The sequence below is a fragment of the Pseudomonas sp. 910_21 genome, assembly GCF_052850735.1.
Genome location: NZ_VXCY01000003.1, coordinates 599,729 through 618,337 on the forward strand (window position 1 = coordinate 599,729; position 18,609 = coordinate 618,337).

General features: G+C 62.3%; 14 protein-coding genes. 7 read left to right on the forward strand and 7 right to left on the reverse strand.

The features are described 5' to 3' along the window. Positions 1-233: 233 nt before the first annotated feature. Together oadA and FW796_RS12785 are read right to left on the reverse strand one after the other, a co-directional pair. Positions 234-2,042, reverse strand: a complete 1,809-nt coding sequence (gene oadA, locus FW796_RS12780) for a sodium-extruding oxaloacetate decarboxylase subunit alpha (protein WP_446439416.1) — start codon at positions 2,040-2,042, stop codon at positions 234-236. 11 nt (positions 2,043-2,053) lie between these two features. Beyond that, the gene (locus tag FW796_RS12785; protein ID WP_025131542.1) at positions 2,054-3,469 is read right to left on the reverse strand and encodes an acetyl-CoA carboxylase biotin carboxylase subunit; all 1,416 of its coding nucleotides are present in this window, start codon (positions 3,467-3,469) and stop codon (positions 2,054-2,056) included. A 190-nt stretch (positions 3,470-3,659) separates the two neighbouring features. Here FW796_RS12785 and FW796_RS12790 point away from each other — a divergent pair, with 190 nt between their 5' ends. Beyond that, positions 3,660-4,622 carry a LysR family transcriptional regulator gene (locus FW796_RS12790; protein ID WP_346634754.1) on the forward strand — a complete coding sequence of 321 codons (963 nt, stop codon included), beginning with the start codon at positions 3,660-3,662 and terminating at the stop codon, positions 4,620-4,622. Here FW796_RS12790 and FW796_RS12795 read toward each other — a convergent pair. From FW796_RS12795 to FW796_RS12805, 3 genes are all read right to left on the reverse strand, one after another. Continuing rightward, complete coding sequence (locus tag FW796_RS12795) at positions 4,564-4,776, reverse strand: PA3496 family putative envelope integrity protein (RefSeq protein WP_346634753.1); 213 nt, start codon at positions 4,774-4,776, stop codon at positions 4,564-4,566. The genes FW796_RS12790 and FW796_RS12795 overlap by 59 nt on opposite strands. Before the next feature lie 185 nt (positions 4,777-4,961). After that, the gene (hexR, locus tag FW796_RS12800) at positions 4,962-5,828 is read right to left on the reverse strand and encodes a transcriptional regulator HexR (protein WP_011064325.1); all 867 of its coding nucleotides are present in this window, start codon (positions 5,826-5,828) and stop codon (positions 4,962-4,964) included. A 167-nt stretch (positions 5,829-5,995) separates the two neighbouring features. After that, positions 5,996-8,860: an EAL domain-containing protein gene (locus FW796_RS12805; RefSeq protein WP_446439417.1), complete on the reverse strand. Its 2,865-nt coding sequence runs from the start codon at positions 8,858-8,860 to the stop codon at positions 5,996-5,998. A 247-nt stretch (positions 8,861-9,107) separates the two neighbouring features. Here FW796_RS12805 and uvrD point away from each other — a divergent pair, with 247 nt between their 5' ends. The 4 genes from uvrD to FW796_RS12825 all read left to right on the forward strand — a co-directional run bounded on the left by uvrD (position 9,108) and on the right by FW796_RS12825 (position 13,457). Beyond that, on the forward strand, positions 9,108-11,291 hold the full coding sequence (gene uvrD / locus FW796_RS12810) for a DNA helicase II (protein WP_346634751.1): 2,184 nt from the start codon (positions 9,108-9,110) through the stop codon (positions 11,289-11,291). Between the two features lie 124 nt (positions 11,292-11,415). Further along, positions 11,416-11,856 (forward strand): EamA family transporter, encoded by a 441-nt coding sequence (locus tag FW796_RS12815; RefSeq protein ID WP_446439418.1) that lies wholly within the window; start codon positions 11,416-11,418, stop codon positions 11,854-11,856. Positions 11,857-12,037: 181 nt separating this feature from the next. After that, the gene (locus FW796_RS12820; protein ID WP_346634749.1) at positions 12,038-12,913 is read left to right on the forward strand and encodes a Tim44 domain-containing protein; all 876 of its coding nucleotides are present in this window, start codon (positions 12,038-12,040) and stop codon (positions 12,911-12,913) included. 136 nt (positions 12,914-13,049) lie between these two features. After that, entirely contained in the window at positions 13,050-13,457 is a 408-nt protein-coding gene (locus FW796_RS12825; RefSeq protein ID WP_102862372.1) for an SMI1/KNR4 family protein, read from the forward strand. A gap of 55 nt (positions 13,458-13,512) precedes the next feature. Here the strand turns inward: FW796_RS12825 and FW796_RS12830 are convergent, their stop codons facing one another. Then, positions 13,513-15,276 (reverse strand): cation:proton antiporter, encoded by a 1,764-nt coding sequence (locus tag FW796_RS12830; protein ID WP_446439419.1) that lies wholly within the window; start codon positions 15,274-15,276, stop codon positions 13,513-13,515. A gap of 288 nt (positions 15,277-15,564) precedes the next feature. Here FW796_RS12830 and FW796_RS12835 point away from each other — a divergent pair, with 288 nt between their 5' ends. After that, on the forward strand, positions 15,565-16,050 hold the full coding sequence (locus FW796_RS12835; protein WP_102862374.1) for an acyl-CoA thioesterase: 486 nt from the start codon (positions 15,565-15,567) through the stop codon (positions 16,048-16,050). A 263-nt stretch (positions 16,051-16,313) separates the two neighbouring features. Further along, the gene (locus FW796_RS12840) at positions 16,314-17,708 is read left to right on the forward strand and encodes an APC family permease (protein ID WP_346634747.1); all 1,395 of its coding nucleotides are present in this window, start codon (positions 16,314-16,316) and stop codon (positions 17,706-17,708) included. 21 nt (positions 17,709-17,729) lie between these two features. Here FW796_RS12840 and pdxY read toward each other — a convergent pair whose 3' ends face one another. Next, complete coding sequence (gene pdxY / locus FW796_RS12845) at positions 17,730-18,602, reverse strand: pyridoxal kinase PdxY (protein WP_123723659.1); 873 nt, start codon at positions 18,600-18,602, stop codon at positions 17,730-17,732. Between the last annotated feature and the right edge of the window lie 7 nt (positions 18,603-18,609).

The following is an 18,609-nucleotide window of genomic DNA, read 5'->3' on the forward strand; positions in this document are numbered from 1 at the left end:
GTCAGCCGGAGCATTGGGGTACCTGTAATTTGCTGCACTTCAATAGAGGTTCCGCCTCAATAATACATGCATTATATTGCAGCTACCCCAAGCTGCCGAACCAATAAGTGCATCTAAATGCATTTTTATAAACTATCAGACCCAAAAAATGCATTAAATAACACTTCAAAAAAGCAAAAAAAAGGGGAGCCGCAGCTCCCCCGAGGTAAACAGTTGCAGATGAGGGCCTGAACTCAGCCCTCGATCTCGATCAGGATTTCGCCCGGGTTGACCCGGTCGCCCTTGGCCACGTGAATCGCCACCACCTTGCCGGCCACCGCGGCCTGGACTTCGGTTTCCATTTTCATGGCTTCGGTGATCAGCACCGCCTGGCCGGCCTTGACCACGTCGCCTTCCTTGACCAGCACATCGACGATGTTGCCCGGCATGGTGGTGCTGACATGGCCCGGGGCACTGGCCTGCTTGCGCTTGCTGGTGCCGCCGCCAACGAACTCGTTGAGCGGCTCGAACACCACTTCTTCCGGCATGCCGTCGATGGACAGGTAGAAGTGACGCTTGCCTTCGGCCTTGACCCCGACGCCAGTGATGTCGACGCGGTAGGTCTCGCCGTGCACGTCGATGACGAACTCGGTGGGCACGCCTTCGCCGCCCGGCTTGCTGACGCCACCGGCTTCGGGGATCGGCAGCAGCACTTCTGGAACCAGGGTGCCGGCCTCACGCTCTTCGAGGAACTTGCGCCCGATGTCCGGGAACATGGCGTAGGTCAGCACGTCTTCTTCGGAATGCGCCAGGGCACCGATTTCGCCGCGCAGCTTGGTCATTTCCGGTTTCAGCAAGTCGGCCGGACGCACATCGATCACGTCCTCGCTGCCGATGGCCTGGCGCCGCAGGTTTTCGTCCACCTGACCCGGGGCCTTGCCGTAGCCGCCTTGCAGATAGAGCTTCACTTCGTTGGTGATGGTCTTGTAGCGCTCGCCGGCCAGGACGTTGAAAAACGCCTGGGTGCCAACGATCTGCGAGGTCGGGGTCACCAGCGGCGGGTAACCGAGGTCGTGACGCACCCGCGGGATCTCCGCCAGCACTTCGCCCATGCGGTTCAGGGCGCCCTGCTCTTTCAACTGGTTGGCCAGGTTGGAAATCATCCCGCCCGGCACCTGGTTGACCTGCACCCGGGTGTCGACCGCGGTGAATTCGCTTTCGAACTGGTGGTACTTCTTGCGCACGGCATAGAAGTACAGGCCGATTTCTTGCAGCAACTCCAGGTCCAGGCCGGTGTCGAACTCGCTGCCTTTAAGGGCTGCGACCATGGACTCGGTGCCCGGGTGGCTGGTGCCCCAGGCGAAGCTGGAGATGGCGGTGTCGATATGGTCGGCGCCATTCTCGATGGCCTTGAGCTGGCACATCGCAGCCAGGCCGGCGGTGTCGTGGGAGTGGATGAACACCGGCAACGACACCTCGGCCTTCAGCGCCTTGACCAGCTCGCCAGTGGCATAAGGGGTCAACAGGCCGGCCATGTCCTTGATCGCGATGGAGTCGCAACCCATGGCTTCCATCTGCTTGCCCTGGGCGACGAAGGCCTCGATGGTGTGCACCGGGCTGGTGGTGTAGGCGATGGTGCCCTGGGCGTGCTTGCCGGCGGCCTTCACCGCTTCGATGGCCACCCGCAGGTTACGCACGTCGTTCATGGCGTCGAAGATGCGGAACACGTCGATGCCGTTGACCGCCGCCTTGGCCACGAACGCCCGGACCACGTCGTCGCTGTAGTGGCGGTAGCCCAGCAGGTTCTGGCCACGCAGGAGCATCTGCAGACGGGTGTTGGGCAGCGCGGCGCGCAGTTTGCGCAGGCGCTCCCAGGGGTCTTCCTTGAGAAAGCGCACGCAGGCGTCGAAGGTCGCGCCGCCCCAGACTTCCAGGGACCAGTAGCCGACTTTGTCGAGCTTGTCGCAGATCGGCAGCATGTCTTCGGTGCGCATGCGGGTCGCCAGCAGCGATTGGTGGGCGTCGCGCAGGATGGTGTCGGTTACATGAATCTTCTTGGACATTGTTTTATTCCTCACAGGCCTGCGTGGGCGGCGATGGCGGCGGCGATGGCCAGGGCCAGCTCTTCGGGTTTGCGCTTGATCGAGTAGTTGGTCAGTTCCGGATGGCTCTCAACGAAGCTGGTGTTGAACTGACCGCTACGGAATTCCGGGTTGCGCAGGATTTCCTGGTAGTAGGCGGCGGTGGTCTTGACCCCTTGCAGACGCATGTCGTCCAGGGCGCGCAGGCCACGGTCCATCGCCTCTTCCCAGGTCAGCGCCCAGACCACCAGTTTCAGGCACATGGAGTCGTAGAACGGCGGAATGGTGTAGCCGGTGTAGATCGCCGTGTCGGTGCGCACGCCGGGACCGCCGGGCGCGTAGTAACGGGTGATCTTGCCAAAGCTGGGGAGGAAGTTGTTCTTCGGGTCCTCGGCGTTGATCCGGAACTGCAGGGCAAAACCACGGTGATGGATGTCTTCCTGCTTCACCGACAGGGGCAGGCCCGAGGCGATGCGGATCTGCTCGCGAACGATGTCGATGCCGGTGATTTCCTCGGTGATGGTGTGTTCCACCTGCACCCGGGTGTTCATCTCCATGAAGTACACCTCGCCCTCGGCGAGCAGGAACTCCACGGTGCCGGCGTTCTCGTAGCCCACGGCCTTGGCCGCGCGCACCGACAGGTCGCCGATGTAGGCGCGCTGTTCCGGGGTCAGCTGCGGGCTCGGGGCGATCTCGATGAGTTTCTGGTTGCGGCGCTGGATCGAGCAGTCGCGCTCGAACAGGTGCACCACATTGCCAAAGCTGTCACCGAGGATCTGCGCTTCGATGTGCTTGGGATTGACGATGCATTTTTCCAGGAACACTTCCGCCGAACCGAAGGCCTTGGTGGCTTCGGAAATCACTCGGGGGAACGCCTGCTCCAGCTCTTCACGGCTGTTGCAGCGACGGATACCGCGGCCGCCGCCACCGGAGGTGGCCTTGAGCATCACCGGGTAGCCGATGCGGTCGCCTTCAGTCAGGGCTTCATGGATATCCGCAACGTTGCCTTCGGTGCCCGGGGTCACCGGCACGCCGGCCTTGATCATGCTGCGACGGGCTTCGGTCTTGTCGCCCATACGACGGATGACTTCCGCCGACGGGCCAATGAACTTGATTCCACGTTCGGCGCAGATGTCTGCCAGTTCGGCGTTTTCCGAAAGGAAGCCATAGCCGGGATGCAGGGCATCGCAGCCGGTTTCCACCGCCAGGTTCACCAGCTTGCGGGGGTTCAGGTAGCCGGCCAGCGGCTCGGCGCCAATGCTGTGGGCCTCATCCGCGCGCTTTACATGCAGGGCATGGCGATCGGCGTCGGAGAAGATCGCTACCGAACGGATGCCCATCTCGGCGCAGGCACGCACGATTCGTACGGCAATCTCACCACGGTTGGCGATCAGGATCTTTTTTATCACTTGGAGGTTCCCTTGAGCCGTTGGAACAAACGACCCGCTAGACCGAGTCGGCGCGTGACCAAATGTTTCAAGTCAGTCGCCGCGTCACACTAGCTCTGCAGAGGGATTAACAAAAATCAATAATTATTGGGTTGGGCATAAGTAAAGACTTATAGTCGTGCCACCAGCCCTTGGCGCGAGCACTCGAACAATGCGTAAGTCCTTGATGAGACTGACATTACGTCAGTTGCAGATTTTCAATGAAGTCTGCGATCTACGCTCCTACAGCCGCGCTGCCGATGAAATGAATCTCACCCAGCCCGCCGTCAGCCTGCAGATTCGCCAGCTGGAGGAGCTGATCGGCCAGCCACTGTTCGATTACGTGGGCAAGAAGCTCTACATGACCGAAGCCGCCGAAGCCCTGCAGCGGGCCAGCCGCGACATTTTCGGGCGCCTGGAAAACCTCGACATGCAGCTCTCCGACATGCAGGGCTCGCTGCAGGGCCAGCTCAAGCTGGCGGTGGAATCCAGCGCCAAGTACTTCGTCCCGCACCTGTTCGCCGCCTTCAAGCGCCAGCATCCGGAAGTCCACCTGCAATTGACCGTGGTCAACCGCTCCCAGGTGATCCGCCGCCTCTCGGACAACCGCGACGACCTGGTGATCATGTCCATGGTGCCCCAGGACATGGAGCTGGAGTTCCTGCCCTTCCTCAACAACCCCATCGTCGCCGTGGCGCCGCCGGACCACCCGCTGAGCCATATGGGGGCGCTGCGCCTGCAGGATCTGGAGCCCTACACCCTGGTGCTGCGGGAACAGGGTTCGGGCACGCGCCTGGCCTGCGAGGAGTACTTCAAGGAGAAGCGCGTGCACTTCACCCAGATCCTCGAAGTGTCGTCGGCGGAAGCTCAGCGTGAGTGCGTGCGGGCGGGTCTGGGCGTGGCCTTGCTGACGCGCCACGCCCTGAACCTTGAGTTGGCGACCGGCGGCTTGATCGAGTTGCCGGTCGAAGAGCTGCCATTGCTTCGCAGCTGGTGCCTGGTGCAAGCCAAAGCCAAACGCCTGTCACCGGTAGCGCATGCGTTCCTGGGATTCATCCGCAGCGAACGCGTGCAGATCAGCGGGCTGGTTGAACGCTTCGACGGGAAGCCACGGGTGCCGCCTGCCAGTAATTGACGGCCTCGAGCTCGGGGTAATCGTTGATTTGCTGTTGCAACTGACGCAGCTCGAAGCGGTGTTCGATCGCACGACGAAATTCCATGCGGCGCTGGTCTTCCTGCTGACGACGGGTCTTGACTGCGCTGTTGCTCTCTTCGTAAGGCCGGGCCATTTCGAGTCTCCCAATGCGAGTACGGGAGCTTCACGATGGACGTCGGCGGTTACGGTTTGGCGGCGGGTCGGTTACAGGACGATGAACATTCACAGCGCCTACCTATCTGTAGGAGCTGGCTTGCCAGCGAAGGCGTCCGTCAGAGCGATGCACAATCCAGAGGCCGCATCACCGGCCAGAGAGACTCAGTCGTCCAGAGCTTTCACCGACTTGGGCGACAGACGCAGGCTGCGAAGGCTGCGCTTGACGCTCTTGAGGTGATTCACCAGGCTCGGGCCGCGGGCCATGGCCACGCCCATCGCCAGCACGTCGATCACCACCAGGTGGGCGATACGCGAGGTCAACGGGGTGTAGATTTCGGTGTCTTCGTGCACGTCGATGGCCAGGTTGACCGTGGACAGCTCGGCCAACGGCGTCTGGCTCGGGCACAGGGTGATCAGCGAGGCGCCGCTTTCACGCACCAGATTGGCGGTGATCAGCAGGTCCTTGGAACGGCCGGACTGGGAAATGCAGATGGCCACGTCGGTAGGCTTCAAGGTCACCGCCGACATCGCCTGCATGTGCGGGTCGGAATAGGCCGCCGCGGTCAGCAGCAAGCGAAAGAACTTGTGCTGGGCATCCGCCGCCACCGCGCCCGACGCGCCAAAGCCGTAGAACTCCACGCGCTGGGCCTGGGACATGGCCGTCACCGCCTGCTGCAGGGCCACCGGATCGAGCTTCTCGCGAACTTCCATCAGGGTATGCAGGGTGGTGTCGAAGATCTTCAGGCTGTAGTCAGCGACAGAATCGTCTTCATGGATCGCGAACTGGCCAAAGCTGGCACCGGCAGCAAGGCTCTGGGCCAACTTGAGCTTCAGATCCTGAAAGCCGGAGCAACCGATGGCACGGCAGAAGCGCACGATGGTCGGTTCGCTGATGCCCACGCTGTGGGCCAGGTCCGCCATGGAACTGTGCATCACGGCCGCAGGATCAAGGAGCACGTGATCGGCGACCTTGAGTTCCGATTTGCGTAACAAATGACGTGACTGGGCGATGTGCTGCAACAGGTTCAAAGGGCTGGACTCATTGTTATTGGCTGACGCCGGGGATGTAGCAAGCTTGTAGTTATACTACAGGAATCGTCTTTTTGCCTGTTCAATGCATCATGAAGTTGCCGGCCTGCCCCCCATTTTCAGCCGGGTACGACTTATGTAGCCGTTGTGGCAGGCGCCGCCGCCCATTAGCGAGTCTGGGCTTGCAACAGCTGCGCGAGCGCCTCGGCATTCACCGGGCGACTGATCAGGTAGCCCTGAACTTCATCGCAGTGTTCAGCCCGCAGGAAGGTCAGCTGGGCAGGATCCTCGACCCCCTCGGCCACCACTTTCAGCGACAGCCCGTGAGCCATGGCAATGATTGCCCGGGTAATCGCCGCATCCTCGCCACCGTCGGCAAGACCACGAATAAAGGCCTGGTCGATCTTCACGTAGTCCACCGGGATGCGCTTGAGGTAGCTCAGGGACGAGTACCCCGTGCCGAAGTCGTCGATGGCCAGCTTCACCCCCAGATCACGCAGTTGCTGGAAGGTCGCGATGATGTGCTCGACGCTGTCCAGGAGCTGGCTTTCAGTCAGTTCCAGCTCGAGGAAGTGCGGCTCCAGACCAGTTTCTTCCAATACCTGGCGCACCAGGCTCACCAGCTTGCCCTGGCGCAACTGATACACCGACAGATTGACCGACACCCGAATCGGCTCCAGCCCCTGGCGCTGCCATTCGCAGGCTTGGCGGCATGCCTGGCGCAACACAAACTCGCCGATGGGGCCGATGAGCCCGGTCTCTTCCGCCAGGCCAATAAAGTCTCCCGGCGGCACCCGCCCCATGGTCGGGTGATCCCAGCGCACCAGGGCTTCGGCGGCGTTCAGCCGGCCCGTGGCCAGGCACAGCTTGGGTTGGTAGAACACCATCAACTGGCCTTCTTCGATGGCCTTGCGCAGTTGGTTCTCCAGTTGCAGACGCTCCAGGGTGCTGGCCTGCAGGCTCTCGGTATAGAACTGGAAGTTGTTGCCTCCCAGGTGCTTGGCATGGGCCATGGCCATGTTCGCCTGACTGACCAGGGCGGCAATCTCCCGGGCGCTGTCCGGCAGCATGCTGATGCCCATGGAGGCGCTGACCACCAGTTCATGGCCATCGACGGTGATCGGCAGGCGCAGCTTGCTCAGCAGCCGGGTCGCCACCCGGGTCAGGCTCGACAGGCTGCCGTAGGCGTCGAACAGCACGGCGAACTCATCCCCGGACAACCGGGCGATGGTGTCGGCTTCCGGCAGGGCATTGACCAGTCGTCTGGCCATCTTCTGCAGCAACTGGTCGGCCACTTCATGGCCGAGGCTGTCGTTGAGCAACTTGAAGCGATCCAGATTGATGTGCAGCAAGGCCAGGCTGCGGCCGCCCTGGCGCACCCGTTGATGGGCCTCGGCCAGGCGCTCGCGAAACAGAGAGCGGTTGGCCAGCCCGGTGAGCTCGTCGTAGTGAGTGAGGTAGCGCATGCGCTCCTCGGATTCGCGCCGAGCCGATAGATCGGCGAAAAAGCCTACGATATGCCGGATTTTCCCCCGCTTATCCCGCACGACGTTCAATTGCAGCCACTGCGGATAGAGTTCGCCGTTCTTGCGGGTTTCCACCAACTCGCCCTGCCAACTGCCGTACTGCTCCAGAGCCTGATGAATCAATGGGTAATGCCGGCGGGCATCGCGGCTGCAGGACAGCTCCACCACATTGCGTCCGAGCATGTCCTCGATCTGGTAGCCCGTGACCTGGCTGAAGGCCTGATTGGCGGCGATCAGGGCGTACTCGGGGTCGAGGATGACGATGCCTTCACTGGCCGCCTCGAACACCGTCGCCGCCAGATTGCGCTGCACTTCCACTTCCTTGTCGGCACTGATATCCCGCCGCGTGCCCACCATGCGCAACACCCTCCCAGCAGGACTGCGCTCCACCGCCCTGCCCCGGTCCTCGATCCACACCCAGTGGCCATCGCCATGGCGCACCCGGTACTCCACCTGATAATCCTCGCTGCGGCCCTTGAGGTGCTCCACCAGGGCACGTTTGAGCAGCGGCAAATCCTCGGGGTGCAGGCGCGGCTTGAGATGACTGAGCATCGCGGTGACATCTTCGGGCTCCAGGCCGAACAGCTCCTTGATCTGGGTGTGATGGATTTCGTCGGTCTGCAGGTTCCAGTCCCAGAGCCCCAGCTCGCTGGCGTTCAGGGCCAGGGCCAGACGCGCCTCGCTCTTGCTCAGGGCCTGGTTGGCCTCGTCCAGCTCCAGGCTGCGCTGGGCCACCCGCTGCTCCAGCCCGGCCTGGGCTTCACGCAATTGGTCTTCGGCCCGTCGGCGCTGTTCGATCTCACGGGCCAGCTCGCGGTTGAGCTGACTGCTGCGGCTCTGGGCGTCCTGCAGATGCTCGATCAGCGCCTGATTCTGAAAGCGCCGCAACAGTCCGCGCTGAATCAGGCGGTTGACCTGCCAGGCCACCACGCTCAGGGATACCAGGAGAATCAGCCCGAGCCAGCCCCAGCCTCGCTGCTGATCGTCTCCGCCCCAGAACAGATAGGCGATGGCCGGCAACAGGCAGGGCAAGGTGAAGGAGAGAAAGGCCTGCAGGCTGACCGCGTAGGCCACGCTGGCGGAAAGAATCGCCGCGCCGATCAGGCCGAAAACCCAGGCCTGCTGCAAAAAACTGTCGGTGGGCACCAGGGCGATGCCGGCACAGGCCAGGGTCAGGCCACTGACTGCCGACCCCAGAAGAAACATGCGCTGCCAGATGGGCTGCGCCTGACGACTGGGAATCGCCGAGTCGAACGCCGCCACCTGGATCACCCGCAAGGCCACCAGGGCCAGTAGCCAGACCATCCACACGCTGAGCAACAGATAGCGCGCCGGACTCCAGAGCAACCAGGTGCACACCAGACCGTTGAGCAGCATGAAAAGGGTCGGCAGCAGCGAGCCCTGATACAGCAGGCGCGTGCGCTCCACTGCCATCTCGACGGCGTAATGCTGGCGGATGACCCGCGGCGCCATGAAGGGCCCGGACGGGTCGGGGTTAAGTGTCATAGGCAGTATTCTTATAATGGTTGAGCCCGAAACGTCGGCGGAGCATACACAAGCGCAAGCCCGAGCCAAACTGCTCCAGATCATAAAATCGATAAAACAAATCCCGCCGTATTCCGCCGTGAAAGTGTGCGGGCGAGAGACGTCAATGGCTGCGGCCTGTGACCAACCGGTCGTCCCCGGCCGTTGTTTTATCGGCTAATGCAATGCCGGGTTTGCCCGGGGTGACGCGGCCCCCTAGAATGCCCCGATGCGCGATGATCTCTCCCTCCTGTTGAACTCCCTCAACGATGCCCAACGCCAGGCCGTAGCTGCCTCCGTGGGTCGTCAGTTGGTCCTGGCCGGTGCTGGCTCCGGCAAAACCCGTGTGCTGGTGCACCGTATCGCCTGGTTGATCCAGGTCGAGAACGCCTCGCCCCACTCGATCCTGTCGGTGACCTTCACCAACAAGGCTGCCGCCGAGATGCGTCACCGCATCGAGCAATTGCTGGGTATCAACCCGGCAGGCATGTGGGTCGGCACCTTCCACGGCCTGGCACACCGCCTGCTGCGGGCCCACTGGCAGGAAGCCGGCCTGAGCCAGACCTTCCAGATTCTCGACAGCGACGACCAGCAACGCCTGGTCAAGCGGGTGATCCGCGAGTTGGGCCTGGACGAACAACGCTGGCCGGCCCGCCAGGCTCAGTGGTTCATCAACGGTCAGAAAGACGAAGGCCTGCGGCCGCAACATATCCAGGCCAGCGGCGATCTTTTCCTGGCCACCATGCGCGGCATCTATGAGGCCTACGAGGCCGCTTGCCAGCGCGCCGGAGTCATCGACTTCTCCGAACTGCTGCTGCGCGCCCTGGACCTGTGGCGCGACCACCCGGGCCTGCTGGCGCACTACCAGAAGCGTTTCCGCCACGTGCTGGTGGACGAGTTCCAGGACACCAACGCCGTGCAATACGCCTGGCTGCGGCTGCTGGCCCAGGGCGGTGACAGCCTGATGGTAGTGGGCGACGACGACCAGTCGATCTACGGCTGGCGCGGGGCGAAAATCGAGAACATCCATCAGTATTCCGCCGACTTCCCGGACACCGAAGTGATCCGCCTGGAGCAGAACTATCGCTCCACCGCCGGTATCCTCAAGGCTGCCAACGCCCTGATCGCCAACAACACCGGGCGCCTGGGCAAGGAGCTGTGGACCGATGGCGGCGAAGGCGAAGCCATCAACCTGTACGCCGCCTTCAACGAGCACGATGAAGCCCGCTATGTCGTGGAAACCATCGAGAGCGCGCTGAAGACCGGCATGGCCCGCAGCGACATCGCCATTCTCTACCGCTCCAACGCCCAGTCCCGGGTGCTGGAAGAAGCCCTGCTGCGCGAGCGCATTCCATACCGCATCTATGGCGGCCAGCGCTTCTTCGAGCGGGCCGAGATCAAGAACGCCATGGCTTACCTGCGCTTGCTGGAAGGCCGTGGCAACGACGCGGCCCTGGAACGGGTGATCAACGTTCCGGCCCGGGGCATCGGCGAAAAGACCGTCGAAGCCATCCGCGAGCACGCGCGCCACAGCGATGTATCGATGTGGGAAGCCATGCGCCAACTGGTGGCCAATAAAGGCCTGACCGGTCGTGCGGCCAGCGCCCTCGGCGCCTTCATCGAGCTGATCGAGAACCTGGCGGCCAAGACCCTGGAAATGCCCCTGCACCTGATGACCCAGACGGTGATCGAGCAGTCGGGGCTGATTGCCTACCACGAAGCGGAAAAAGGCGAGAAGGGCCAGGCCCGGGTGGAAAACCTTGAGGAACTGGTGAGCGCCGCGCGCAACTTCGAGAACAGCGAAGAAGACGAGGACCTGACGCCCCTGGCGGCCTTCCTCGGCCACGCATCCCTGGAAGCCGGCGATACCCAGGCCGACGAACATGAAGACAGTGTGCAACTGATGACCCTGCACAGCGCCAAGGGCCTGGAGTTCCCCTACGTGTTCCTGGTGGGCATGGAAGAAGGCCTGTTCCCCCACAAGATGAGCCTGGAAGAACCCGGTCGGCTTGAGGAAGAACGCCGCCTGGCGTACGTGGGCATTACCCGGGCCATGCAGAACCTGGTGATGACCTATGCAGAGACCCGTCGTCTATATGGCAGCGAAACCTACAACAAGGTGTCGCGCTTCGTACGTGAAGTGCCCAAGGGACTGATTCAGGAAGTGCGCCTGTCCAACAGCGTCAGCCGGCCTTTCGGTGGCGGCCAGTCGCAAAGCACCAGCAGCCTGTTCGGCGGCAGCGAGATTCCGGACACCGGCCTGAGCCTGGGTCAGGCCGTGCGCCACTCGGTCTTCGGCGATGGGGTGATCCTCAACTTCGAAGGTGCCGGCGCCCAGGCGCGGGTCCAGGTCAACTTCAGTGAAGGCAGCAAATGGCTGATGCTCGGCTACGCCAAGCTGGAAGCCATCTAACCACCCACGCTTGGCGTGTGTAGGAGCTGGCTTGCCAGCGAATCTCACTGGCGAAGACCGGCTCAAGGGCCTCTTCGCCGGCCAGCCGGCTCCTACAGGCCAGTGCAGAGAAGGCAGGGCGAACATGGGCACAGGCTTTTTTTCCTCGTGGACATTCTGGGCCCTGTTGTCGGCAGTTTTCGCTGCTTTAACGGCGATCTTCGCCAAAGTGGGGATAGAAAACCTCAATTCAGACTTCGCCACCCTGCTGCGCACCGTGGTGGTCCTGGTCAGTCTGGCCTTGATTTTGTACGCAACGGGCCAATATCAGTCCCTGGGATCAATTTCCCCCAAGAGCTACCTGTTCCTGCTGCTGTCCGGGCTGGCCACCGGGGCTTCCTGGCTATGCTATTTCCGCGCCCTGAAACTCGGCCCCGCCTCGCTGGTGGCGCCGGTGGACAAGCTCAGCGTGGTGTTCGTCGCCCTCATCGGCGTGGCATTGCTGGGGGAGAAACTCGATCTGCGCCAATGGGGCGGAATCGGTCTGATCACCGCTGGCGTGGTGCTGCTGGCACTGCGTCGCTGAACGGTTTGGGGATTGAACCAAAGCCGCGTCCTTACAGACAAAAACCCTATCGGCGAGCATGATTGCGGGCAGAGCTGAATCAAGCCTGTCAGGCAAAAGCCCGAAACATTATGCCGCTCGCCACTGACACTTCACCTGTGCAATATGGCGCGCGTGCCATCCACAAATGGGAACCCCCTTTATGAAACGTTTTCTTAGCATCGCCATGGCGCTGTGCATCGGCCTGACGATGAGCCTCGACGCCAACGCCAAGCGCTTCGGTGGCGGCAAAAGCGCCGGCGCTGCCCCGACCCACCAAACTCGCCAGGCGGCGCCAACCGCTCCGGGCGCTCCTGCCGCTGCGGCCACCGCTGGCGCAGCCGGTGCTGCAGGTGCCGCGGCCAAGGCCGGTGGTGCTTCGCGCTGGCTCGGCCCTCTGGCCGGCATCGCAGCCGGTGGCCTGCTGGCCTCCATGTTCATGGGCGGCGGCTTCCAGGGCATGCAGATCTTCGACATCCTGATCATGGCAGTCATCGCCTTTGTGATCTTCCGCTTCATCGCCGCGCGCCGTCGCAAGCAGCAGGAGCAGTTCGCTCCAGCGGGCCACGCGCCAATGCAGCGTGAGGCTTTCGAGCCTCAGCAACCGGCTGGCGGTTCGATCTTCGGTGGCTCGGCAGCACCTGCCGCGCGTCCTGTGATCAACGCTCCGGCCTGGTTCAACGAAGAGCGCTTCATTGAAGCGGCGCGCAGCCACTTCCAGTCCCTGCAGCAACACTGGGACGCCAACGAAATGGACAAGATCGCCGAATTCGTCACCCCGCAGATGCTGCAGTTCCTGAAACAGGAACGTGCCGATCTGGGCGACGGCTTCCAGTCCACCTACATCGACAACCTGCAAGTGCAGCTTGAAGGCGTGGATGACCGTGCCGACAAGACCATCGCCACCCTGACCTTCAGCGGTGTATCGAAGACCTCGCGCTTCGACCAGGGCGAAGTGTTCAGCGAAAGCTGGAACATGGAACGCGCCCAGGGCGACAACCAGCCATGGCTGGTGGCAGGTATCCGCCAGAACGGTTGATTCATGCCGTTGTCACAGCAGTAAGGCAAAACCCCGACTCAAGTCGGGGTTTTGCATTTCACGATTGCACTTATAGCGAGCTACTGTATAAACCGCCGTCAAACAACCGCGCCATAGAGCTAAGAGGACCCAGGCCGTGGAAGAAGTCATCGAACAACTCCGAGAAGCCAACGAACCGGTACCCGTCCCCCTGGAACTGCCGGACGAAGACCAACTGGTGGAAATTGAAGAACAGCTGTTCATCAATATTCCGTTCGTCTTCAAAGAGTTCCTGTTGACGGTCAGCGACGTGGTTTACGGCAGCCTGGAGCCGGTCACCGTCACCGACCCGCAATCCCACACCTACCTGCCGGAAGTGGCCGCGACCGCCTGGGACCTGGGCGTGCCTCGCGAGCTGATCCCGATCTGCCAGGACGGCGACGACTACTACTGCGTCGAGGAAGACGGCACCGTGGTGCTGTGGTCCGGCGAAGAAGAGCTGATCACCGAAGAGTCCTGGGAATCGGTGTGGCACTGGGCGCGGGACGTCTGGCTGGAAAGCTGAGCCAACTCCCGACGTTGCAACCGGCTCGCCAGCGCCCTGCTGGCGAGCGGCAAGGTCAATGCCCGCCGTTGTCCTTGCTGTGCTCGAAGGTTTCGATCAGCGCCACCTGCATCCGCGTGTGCACGCGGATGAACCAGCGCCACAACACCGCAGCCACCACAGCCGCCACCACGGCAATCAGCACCAGCAACTCCAGGGTCGGCAGGATGCTCGACGACAGCGCCGCCAACAGCAGAAAGATCACCAGTAGCGACAGGATCGGAATCACCTCGGCGATCACCCGACGTACCCGCTGGGTGTGGCGCCCGGCCATTTCCGCCTTGACCCCCATCTCCGCCAGCAGCATCGATAGCGCCTTGAGCTTGCGGTAGGCGGCAATCAGGAATGGCAGCGACAGCAGCAGCGCTCCACCCCAGATCAGTGCCTTCTGCCAGCTCGGATCACTGACCCAGTCCTCCAGATAAGCGCCGATGCGCTTGGCGAAATAGCCGCCGGAAAAGAAGATCGACGCCACCAGCGCCAGATTCACTCCCACCTGCAGCAGGATCTTGCGGATCATCGACGCCAGCAACGCACCCTCGCCCTGAGGCTGGATACTGCGCAACCACTCCCCATACATGCCCAGCACCCGGCTCAGACGTTGAGGCAAAACCCCGGCCAGCTTGTGCGACAAAGGATCGGCCGCGCGAATCAGATAGGGCGTGAGCAAAGTGGTGATCGCCGACACGGCAACCGCGACCGGATAGAGAAAATCGCTGGTGACCTGCAGGGTCATGCCCAGGGCGGCGATGATGAACGAAAACTCGCCAATCTGTGACAGGCCCATCCCGACTCGTAGAGAGGTCCGTCCATCGTTGCCGGCGATAAAGGCACCCATGCCGCAGGACAACATCTTGCCCAGCACCACTGCCACGGTGATCACAGCGATGGGCCAGGCGTATTGCAGAAGGATCTGCGGGTCGATCATCAGGCCGATGGCGACAAAGAAGATCGCACTGAACAGGTCACGAACCGGCTCGATCAGCCGCTCGATCTTCAGCAACTGACGGGACTCGGCCATGATCGCGCCGATCAGGAAGGCCCCCAGGACCATGCTGTACTCCAGCTTCACCACCAGCAGACAGAAGCCGAAACACAGCCCCAGCACAGTGATCAGCAGCATCTCGTTGCTGTCGAACCTGGCCACGTAGGCCAGCAGGCGCGGCACCAGCAGAATGCCGATCACCAGCGCCACGATCATGAACAGCGAAAGCTTGCCGACGGTGGAGAACACTTCGCCGGAACTCACGGTGCCACTGACCGCAATACTCGACAGCAAGGCGATGATGCCAATGCCGAGAATGTCCTCGACGATCAACACACCAAAGATCAGCTGGGCGAAGCGCTCGTTCTTCATCTTCAGGTCGTTGAGCGCCTTGACGATGATGGTGGTGGAGGAGATGGCCAGGATCGCCCCGAGGAACAGCGAATCCATGGTGTTCCAATCGAACCAGCGACCGATCTCGTAGCCGATCCAGATCATCAGGACGATTTCCAGGAAGGCCGCGATAAACGCCGTGGCACCCACCTTGAACAGCTTGCGCAGGCTGAATTCCAGCCCCAGGCAGAACATCAGGAAAATCACCCCAAGCTCGGCCAGGGTCTTGATGGTCTGTTCGTCGTGGATCAGGCCGAACGGCGGCGTGTGGGGGCCGATGATGAAGCCGGCGACGATGTAGCCCAGCACCACCGGCTGCTTGAGTCGGTGAAAGAGAATGGTCACGACGCCTGCGACCAGCATGATCACGGCCAGGTCCTGAATGAAACTGATGGCATGCATGGCCGGGGTTCTCCTTGAAAGCTGGGCGGCGCAGATCGCCTAAAAAGAAAAATCTGATCAGTACAAAGAAATATCCAAAAATAGGAGCGGAAAAAGCCCTGGAACGGGTGTTTTGCAGGTTAACACCGGGACTTCCGGCAGAAAGGCGGTGCAATATTAGGAAACAGATCCACCGGAGCGTGACGGCACGACGCGGCCCGGCGTCCCGTTATCGATGGTTTGAAAATCCTTGAAACCAGCACCCGCAGAGGTGCTCAAGCAACCCCTGCCTTGAACCGTGAGTGTGCTATGGAACCCGGAAACGCCCAGCTGTCGATGACGGTATTGATGACCCCTGACATGGCCAATTTCTCTGGCAATGTCCACGGCGGCACCCTGCTCAAGTACCTCGACGAAGTTGCCTATGCCTGCGCCAGCCGTTATGCCGGCCGCTACGTAGTGACCTTGTCGGTGGATCAGGTGATCTTCCGCGAGCCGGTGCATGTCGGCGAACTGGTGACCTTCCTGGCCTCGGTCAACTACACCGGCAACACCTCCATGGAGGTGGGCATCAAGGTGGTGACCGAGAACATCCGCGAACGCTCGGTGCGCCACACCAACAGTTGCTTCTTCACCATGGTGGCGGTGGACGACCAGCGCAAACCGGCCCAGGTGCCGCCGCTGCAACCCGAGACTGCCGACGGCAAGCGCCGCTATATCCAAGCCCAGCAGCGCCGGCAGATCCGCCAGGAGCTGGAAAAGCGCTACCAGGAAATCAAGGCCGACGGCCCTTGATCCTCAGGCAGATACGCTGATTCAGCAGGACCACGGACGGTCCCCTCGCCACGCCCCGGCAGCGCCTTGCGCGCTCGACCAGCCTCTCCCCCCGCCGCTCCAGGCAGTCTTCTGCGGTCATCCCGATTGGCCGGATTCATCCCTTTTTGACCACATAGAGAGTTATGCCCAGGGGGCACCGCTGCCAGAATCATTGAGCAAGGCACAAACGCACTCCCCGTCCGGGGAGCCTTCGAGCCAACGAACGCGTGAGAACAATAACAATGCCCAGCGCCAATACTCTGTCCGACAGTCCCGCCCTCGCCTCCGGCGACTTCACCCACAGCGCCCAAGGCACCTCCCTGCGACGCATCCTCGGGCTGCCGGCCCTGGTGTTCTTCGGCCTGGTGTACATGGTGCCCCTGACCGTGTTCACCACCTACGGCGTGGTCACCCAGATCACCGGGGGGCGTACCGCCGCAGCCTATGTCGTGACCCTGCTGGCCATGATCTTCACAGCCCTGTCCTATAGCGTCATGGTCAGGAAGTACCCGATTGCCGGCTCGGCCTATTCCTACGCCAGCCTCAGTTTCGGACCGGGCATCGGCTTTCTCGCCGGCTGGTCGCTGCTGCTGGATTACCTGTTCCTGCCGATGATCAACTACCTGGTGATCGGCCTGTTTCTCAACCTGGCCTTTCCCGCCGTGCCGGCTTGGGTCTTCGTGGTGGCGACCATCAGCCTGGTGACGCTGCTGAACATTCGCGGCATCGGTTCGGTGTCGAGCATGAGCAACCTGATCGTCTGCGCGCAGATGGTGTTCGTGGTGGTGTTCGTAGCCCTGGTGATTCGCCAGCTGGCCGGGGCCGCAAGCCTGGACCTGAGTGCACCCTGGGTCGGCGACGGCAGCCAGAGCGGACTGTTGCCATTGATGGCTGGGGCCGCGGTGCTGTGCCTGTCGTTCCTGGGCTTTGACGCGGTGTCGACCCTGGCCGAGGAAACCCGTGACCCGCGCCGGGACATCCCACGGGCCATTGTCATCACCACCCTGGGCGCAGGGCTGCTGTTCATCCTGCTGGCCATGACCAGCCAACTGGCCTTCCCCGGCAGCAGTTTCAAGGACGCCGACTCGGCAGCCAGCGAAGTGATGCTACATGCCGGCGGGCGTTTCCTGGAGATGTTCTTCACCGCCACCTATGTCGCCGGCGCTGCGGGCTCGGCCCTGGCGTCACAGGCCTCGGTGTCGCGCATCCTGTTCAGCATGGGTCGCGACGGCATCCTGCCACGGCGAGTGTTCGGCACCCTGTCGGAGCGCTACAAAACCCCGGTGATCGCCATTGTCCTGGTGTCGCTGGTGTCCTTGCTGGCGGTGGTCATCGACCTCACCACCCTGGCCTCGATGATCAGTTTCGGCGCGCTGGTGGCGTTCTCGGTGGTCAACCTGGCGGTGATCAAGAGTCACTTGGGACAGGGCCAGCCGCGCACGAGTGCGCGACTGCTGCAGTACGGCCTGCTGCCGTTGATCGGCTTCGGTCTGATCGTCTGGCTGTGGACCAGCCTCTCGGCCCTGACCCTGGGGATTGGTCTGGCCTGGTTCGCCCTGGGCCTGGTGTACCTGGGCATACACACCCGGGGCTTTAGTCAGCAGGCGCCGACGGTGCAGTTCTCCGAGCAGGCCTGAGTCACTGCACGCCGGTCGCCCTCAGAAGCCGATCGGCGTGGCTTCGAACCGCACCCGTGGATGGGCAATGCGGTCCTGGGCCCGCACCAGTTCCAGCTCGTAGCTGGCGCAGGCCTGGGTTTCCAGCAGCACTTCATGCACTGCGGCGGCGGTGAACTCGAACGCCGCCACCAGGCTGTCGCCCAACAACACCCGCGCCAGGAACAGACCCGACGTCAGGTCGCCCACCCCCACCGGCTGCCGCGGGAACGCCAGCAACGGGCGGCGCAAGTGCCAACTGCCCTCGGCGGTCACCAGTAGCATCTCGAAGCCTTCCGCCAGTTTGCCCGGGTAGTCCAGGTGCTTGACCAGCACCGCCTTGGGGCCCTTCTCCAGTAACGAGCGAGCCATGCCCAGGCAATCGAACAATGATTGCGGCTTGCGTCCGCAGAAGCTGTCCAGCTCCAGCTGGTTGGGGCACAGGAAGTCGGCCATGGCCACCGCCTCATCCAGCAGGAAGTCGCTGACCTCCGCCGGCACGCTGCAGCCCTTCTCCGGATGGCCCATCACCGGGTCGCACAGGTACAAGGCCTTGGGGTTGGTCGCCTTGATCCGCGCCACGCCACTGAGAATCGCCCGGCCCTGGGCCGCGCTGCCCAGGTAACCGGAGAGAATCGCGTCGCAGTTGCCCAGCTCGCCGATGGCGGCGATGCCTTCTACCAGCTCGGGAATCTGATGGGGCGCCAACACTTCTCCGGCCCACTGACCATACTGAGTGTGGTTGGAGAACTGTACGGTATTCAGGGGCCAGACATTCACCCCGACCCGCTGCATGGGAAACACCGCAGCACTGTTACCGGCGTGGCCGAAAACCACATGGGACTGGATCGCAAGCAGGTGGGGCGTACGTTTCATGCAGGAT

What these genes read in the sequence shown, in the direction of transcription:
- oadA (WP_446439416.1), bottom strand. Translation starts at nt 2,042, where the DNA reads ATGTCCAAGAAGATTCATGTAACCGACACCATCCTGCGCGACGCCCAC.
- FW796_RS12790 (WP_346634754.1), top strand. Translation starts at nt 3,660, where the DNA reads ATGCGTAAGTCCTTGATGAGACTGACATTACGTCAGTTGCAGATTTTC.
- FW796_RS12795 (WP_346634753.1), bottom strand. Translation starts at nt 4,776, where the DNA reads ATGGCCCGGCCTTACGAAGAGAGCAACAGCGCAGTCAAGACCCGTCGT.
- FW796_RS12805 (WP_446439417.1), bottom strand. Translation starts at nt 8,860, where the DNA reads ATGACACTTAACCCCGACCCGTCCGGGCCCTTCATGGCGCCGCGGGTC.
- uvrD (WP_346634751.1), top strand. Translation starts at nt 9,108, where the DNA reads ATGCGCGATGATCTCTCCCTCCTGTTGAACTCCCTCAACGATGCCCAA.
- FW796_RS12815 (WP_446439418.1), top strand. Translation starts at nt 11,416, where the DNA reads ATGGGCACAGGCTTTTTTTCCTCGTGGACATTCTGGGCCCTGTTGTCG.
- FW796_RS12820 (WP_346634749.1), top strand. Translation starts at nt 12,038, where the DNA reads ATGAAACGTTTTCTTAGCATCGCCATGGCGCTGTGCATCGGCCTGACG.
- FW796_RS12830 (WP_446439419.1), bottom strand. Translation starts at nt 15,276, where the DNA reads ATGCATGCCATCAGTTTCATTCAGGACCTGGCCGTGATCATGCTGGTC.
- FW796_RS12835 (WP_102862374.1), top strand. Translation starts at nt 15,565, where the DNA reads ATGGAACCCGGAAACGCCCAGCTGTCGATGACGGTATTGATGACCCCT.
- FW796_RS12840 (WP_346634747.1), top strand. Translation starts at nt 16,314, where the DNA reads ATGCCCAGCGCCAATACTCTGTCCGACAGTCCCGCCCTCGCCTCCGGC.
- pdxY (WP_123723659.1), bottom strand. Translation starts at nt 18,602, where the DNA reads ATGAAACGTACGCCCCACCTGCTTGCGATCCAGTCCCATGTGGTTTTC.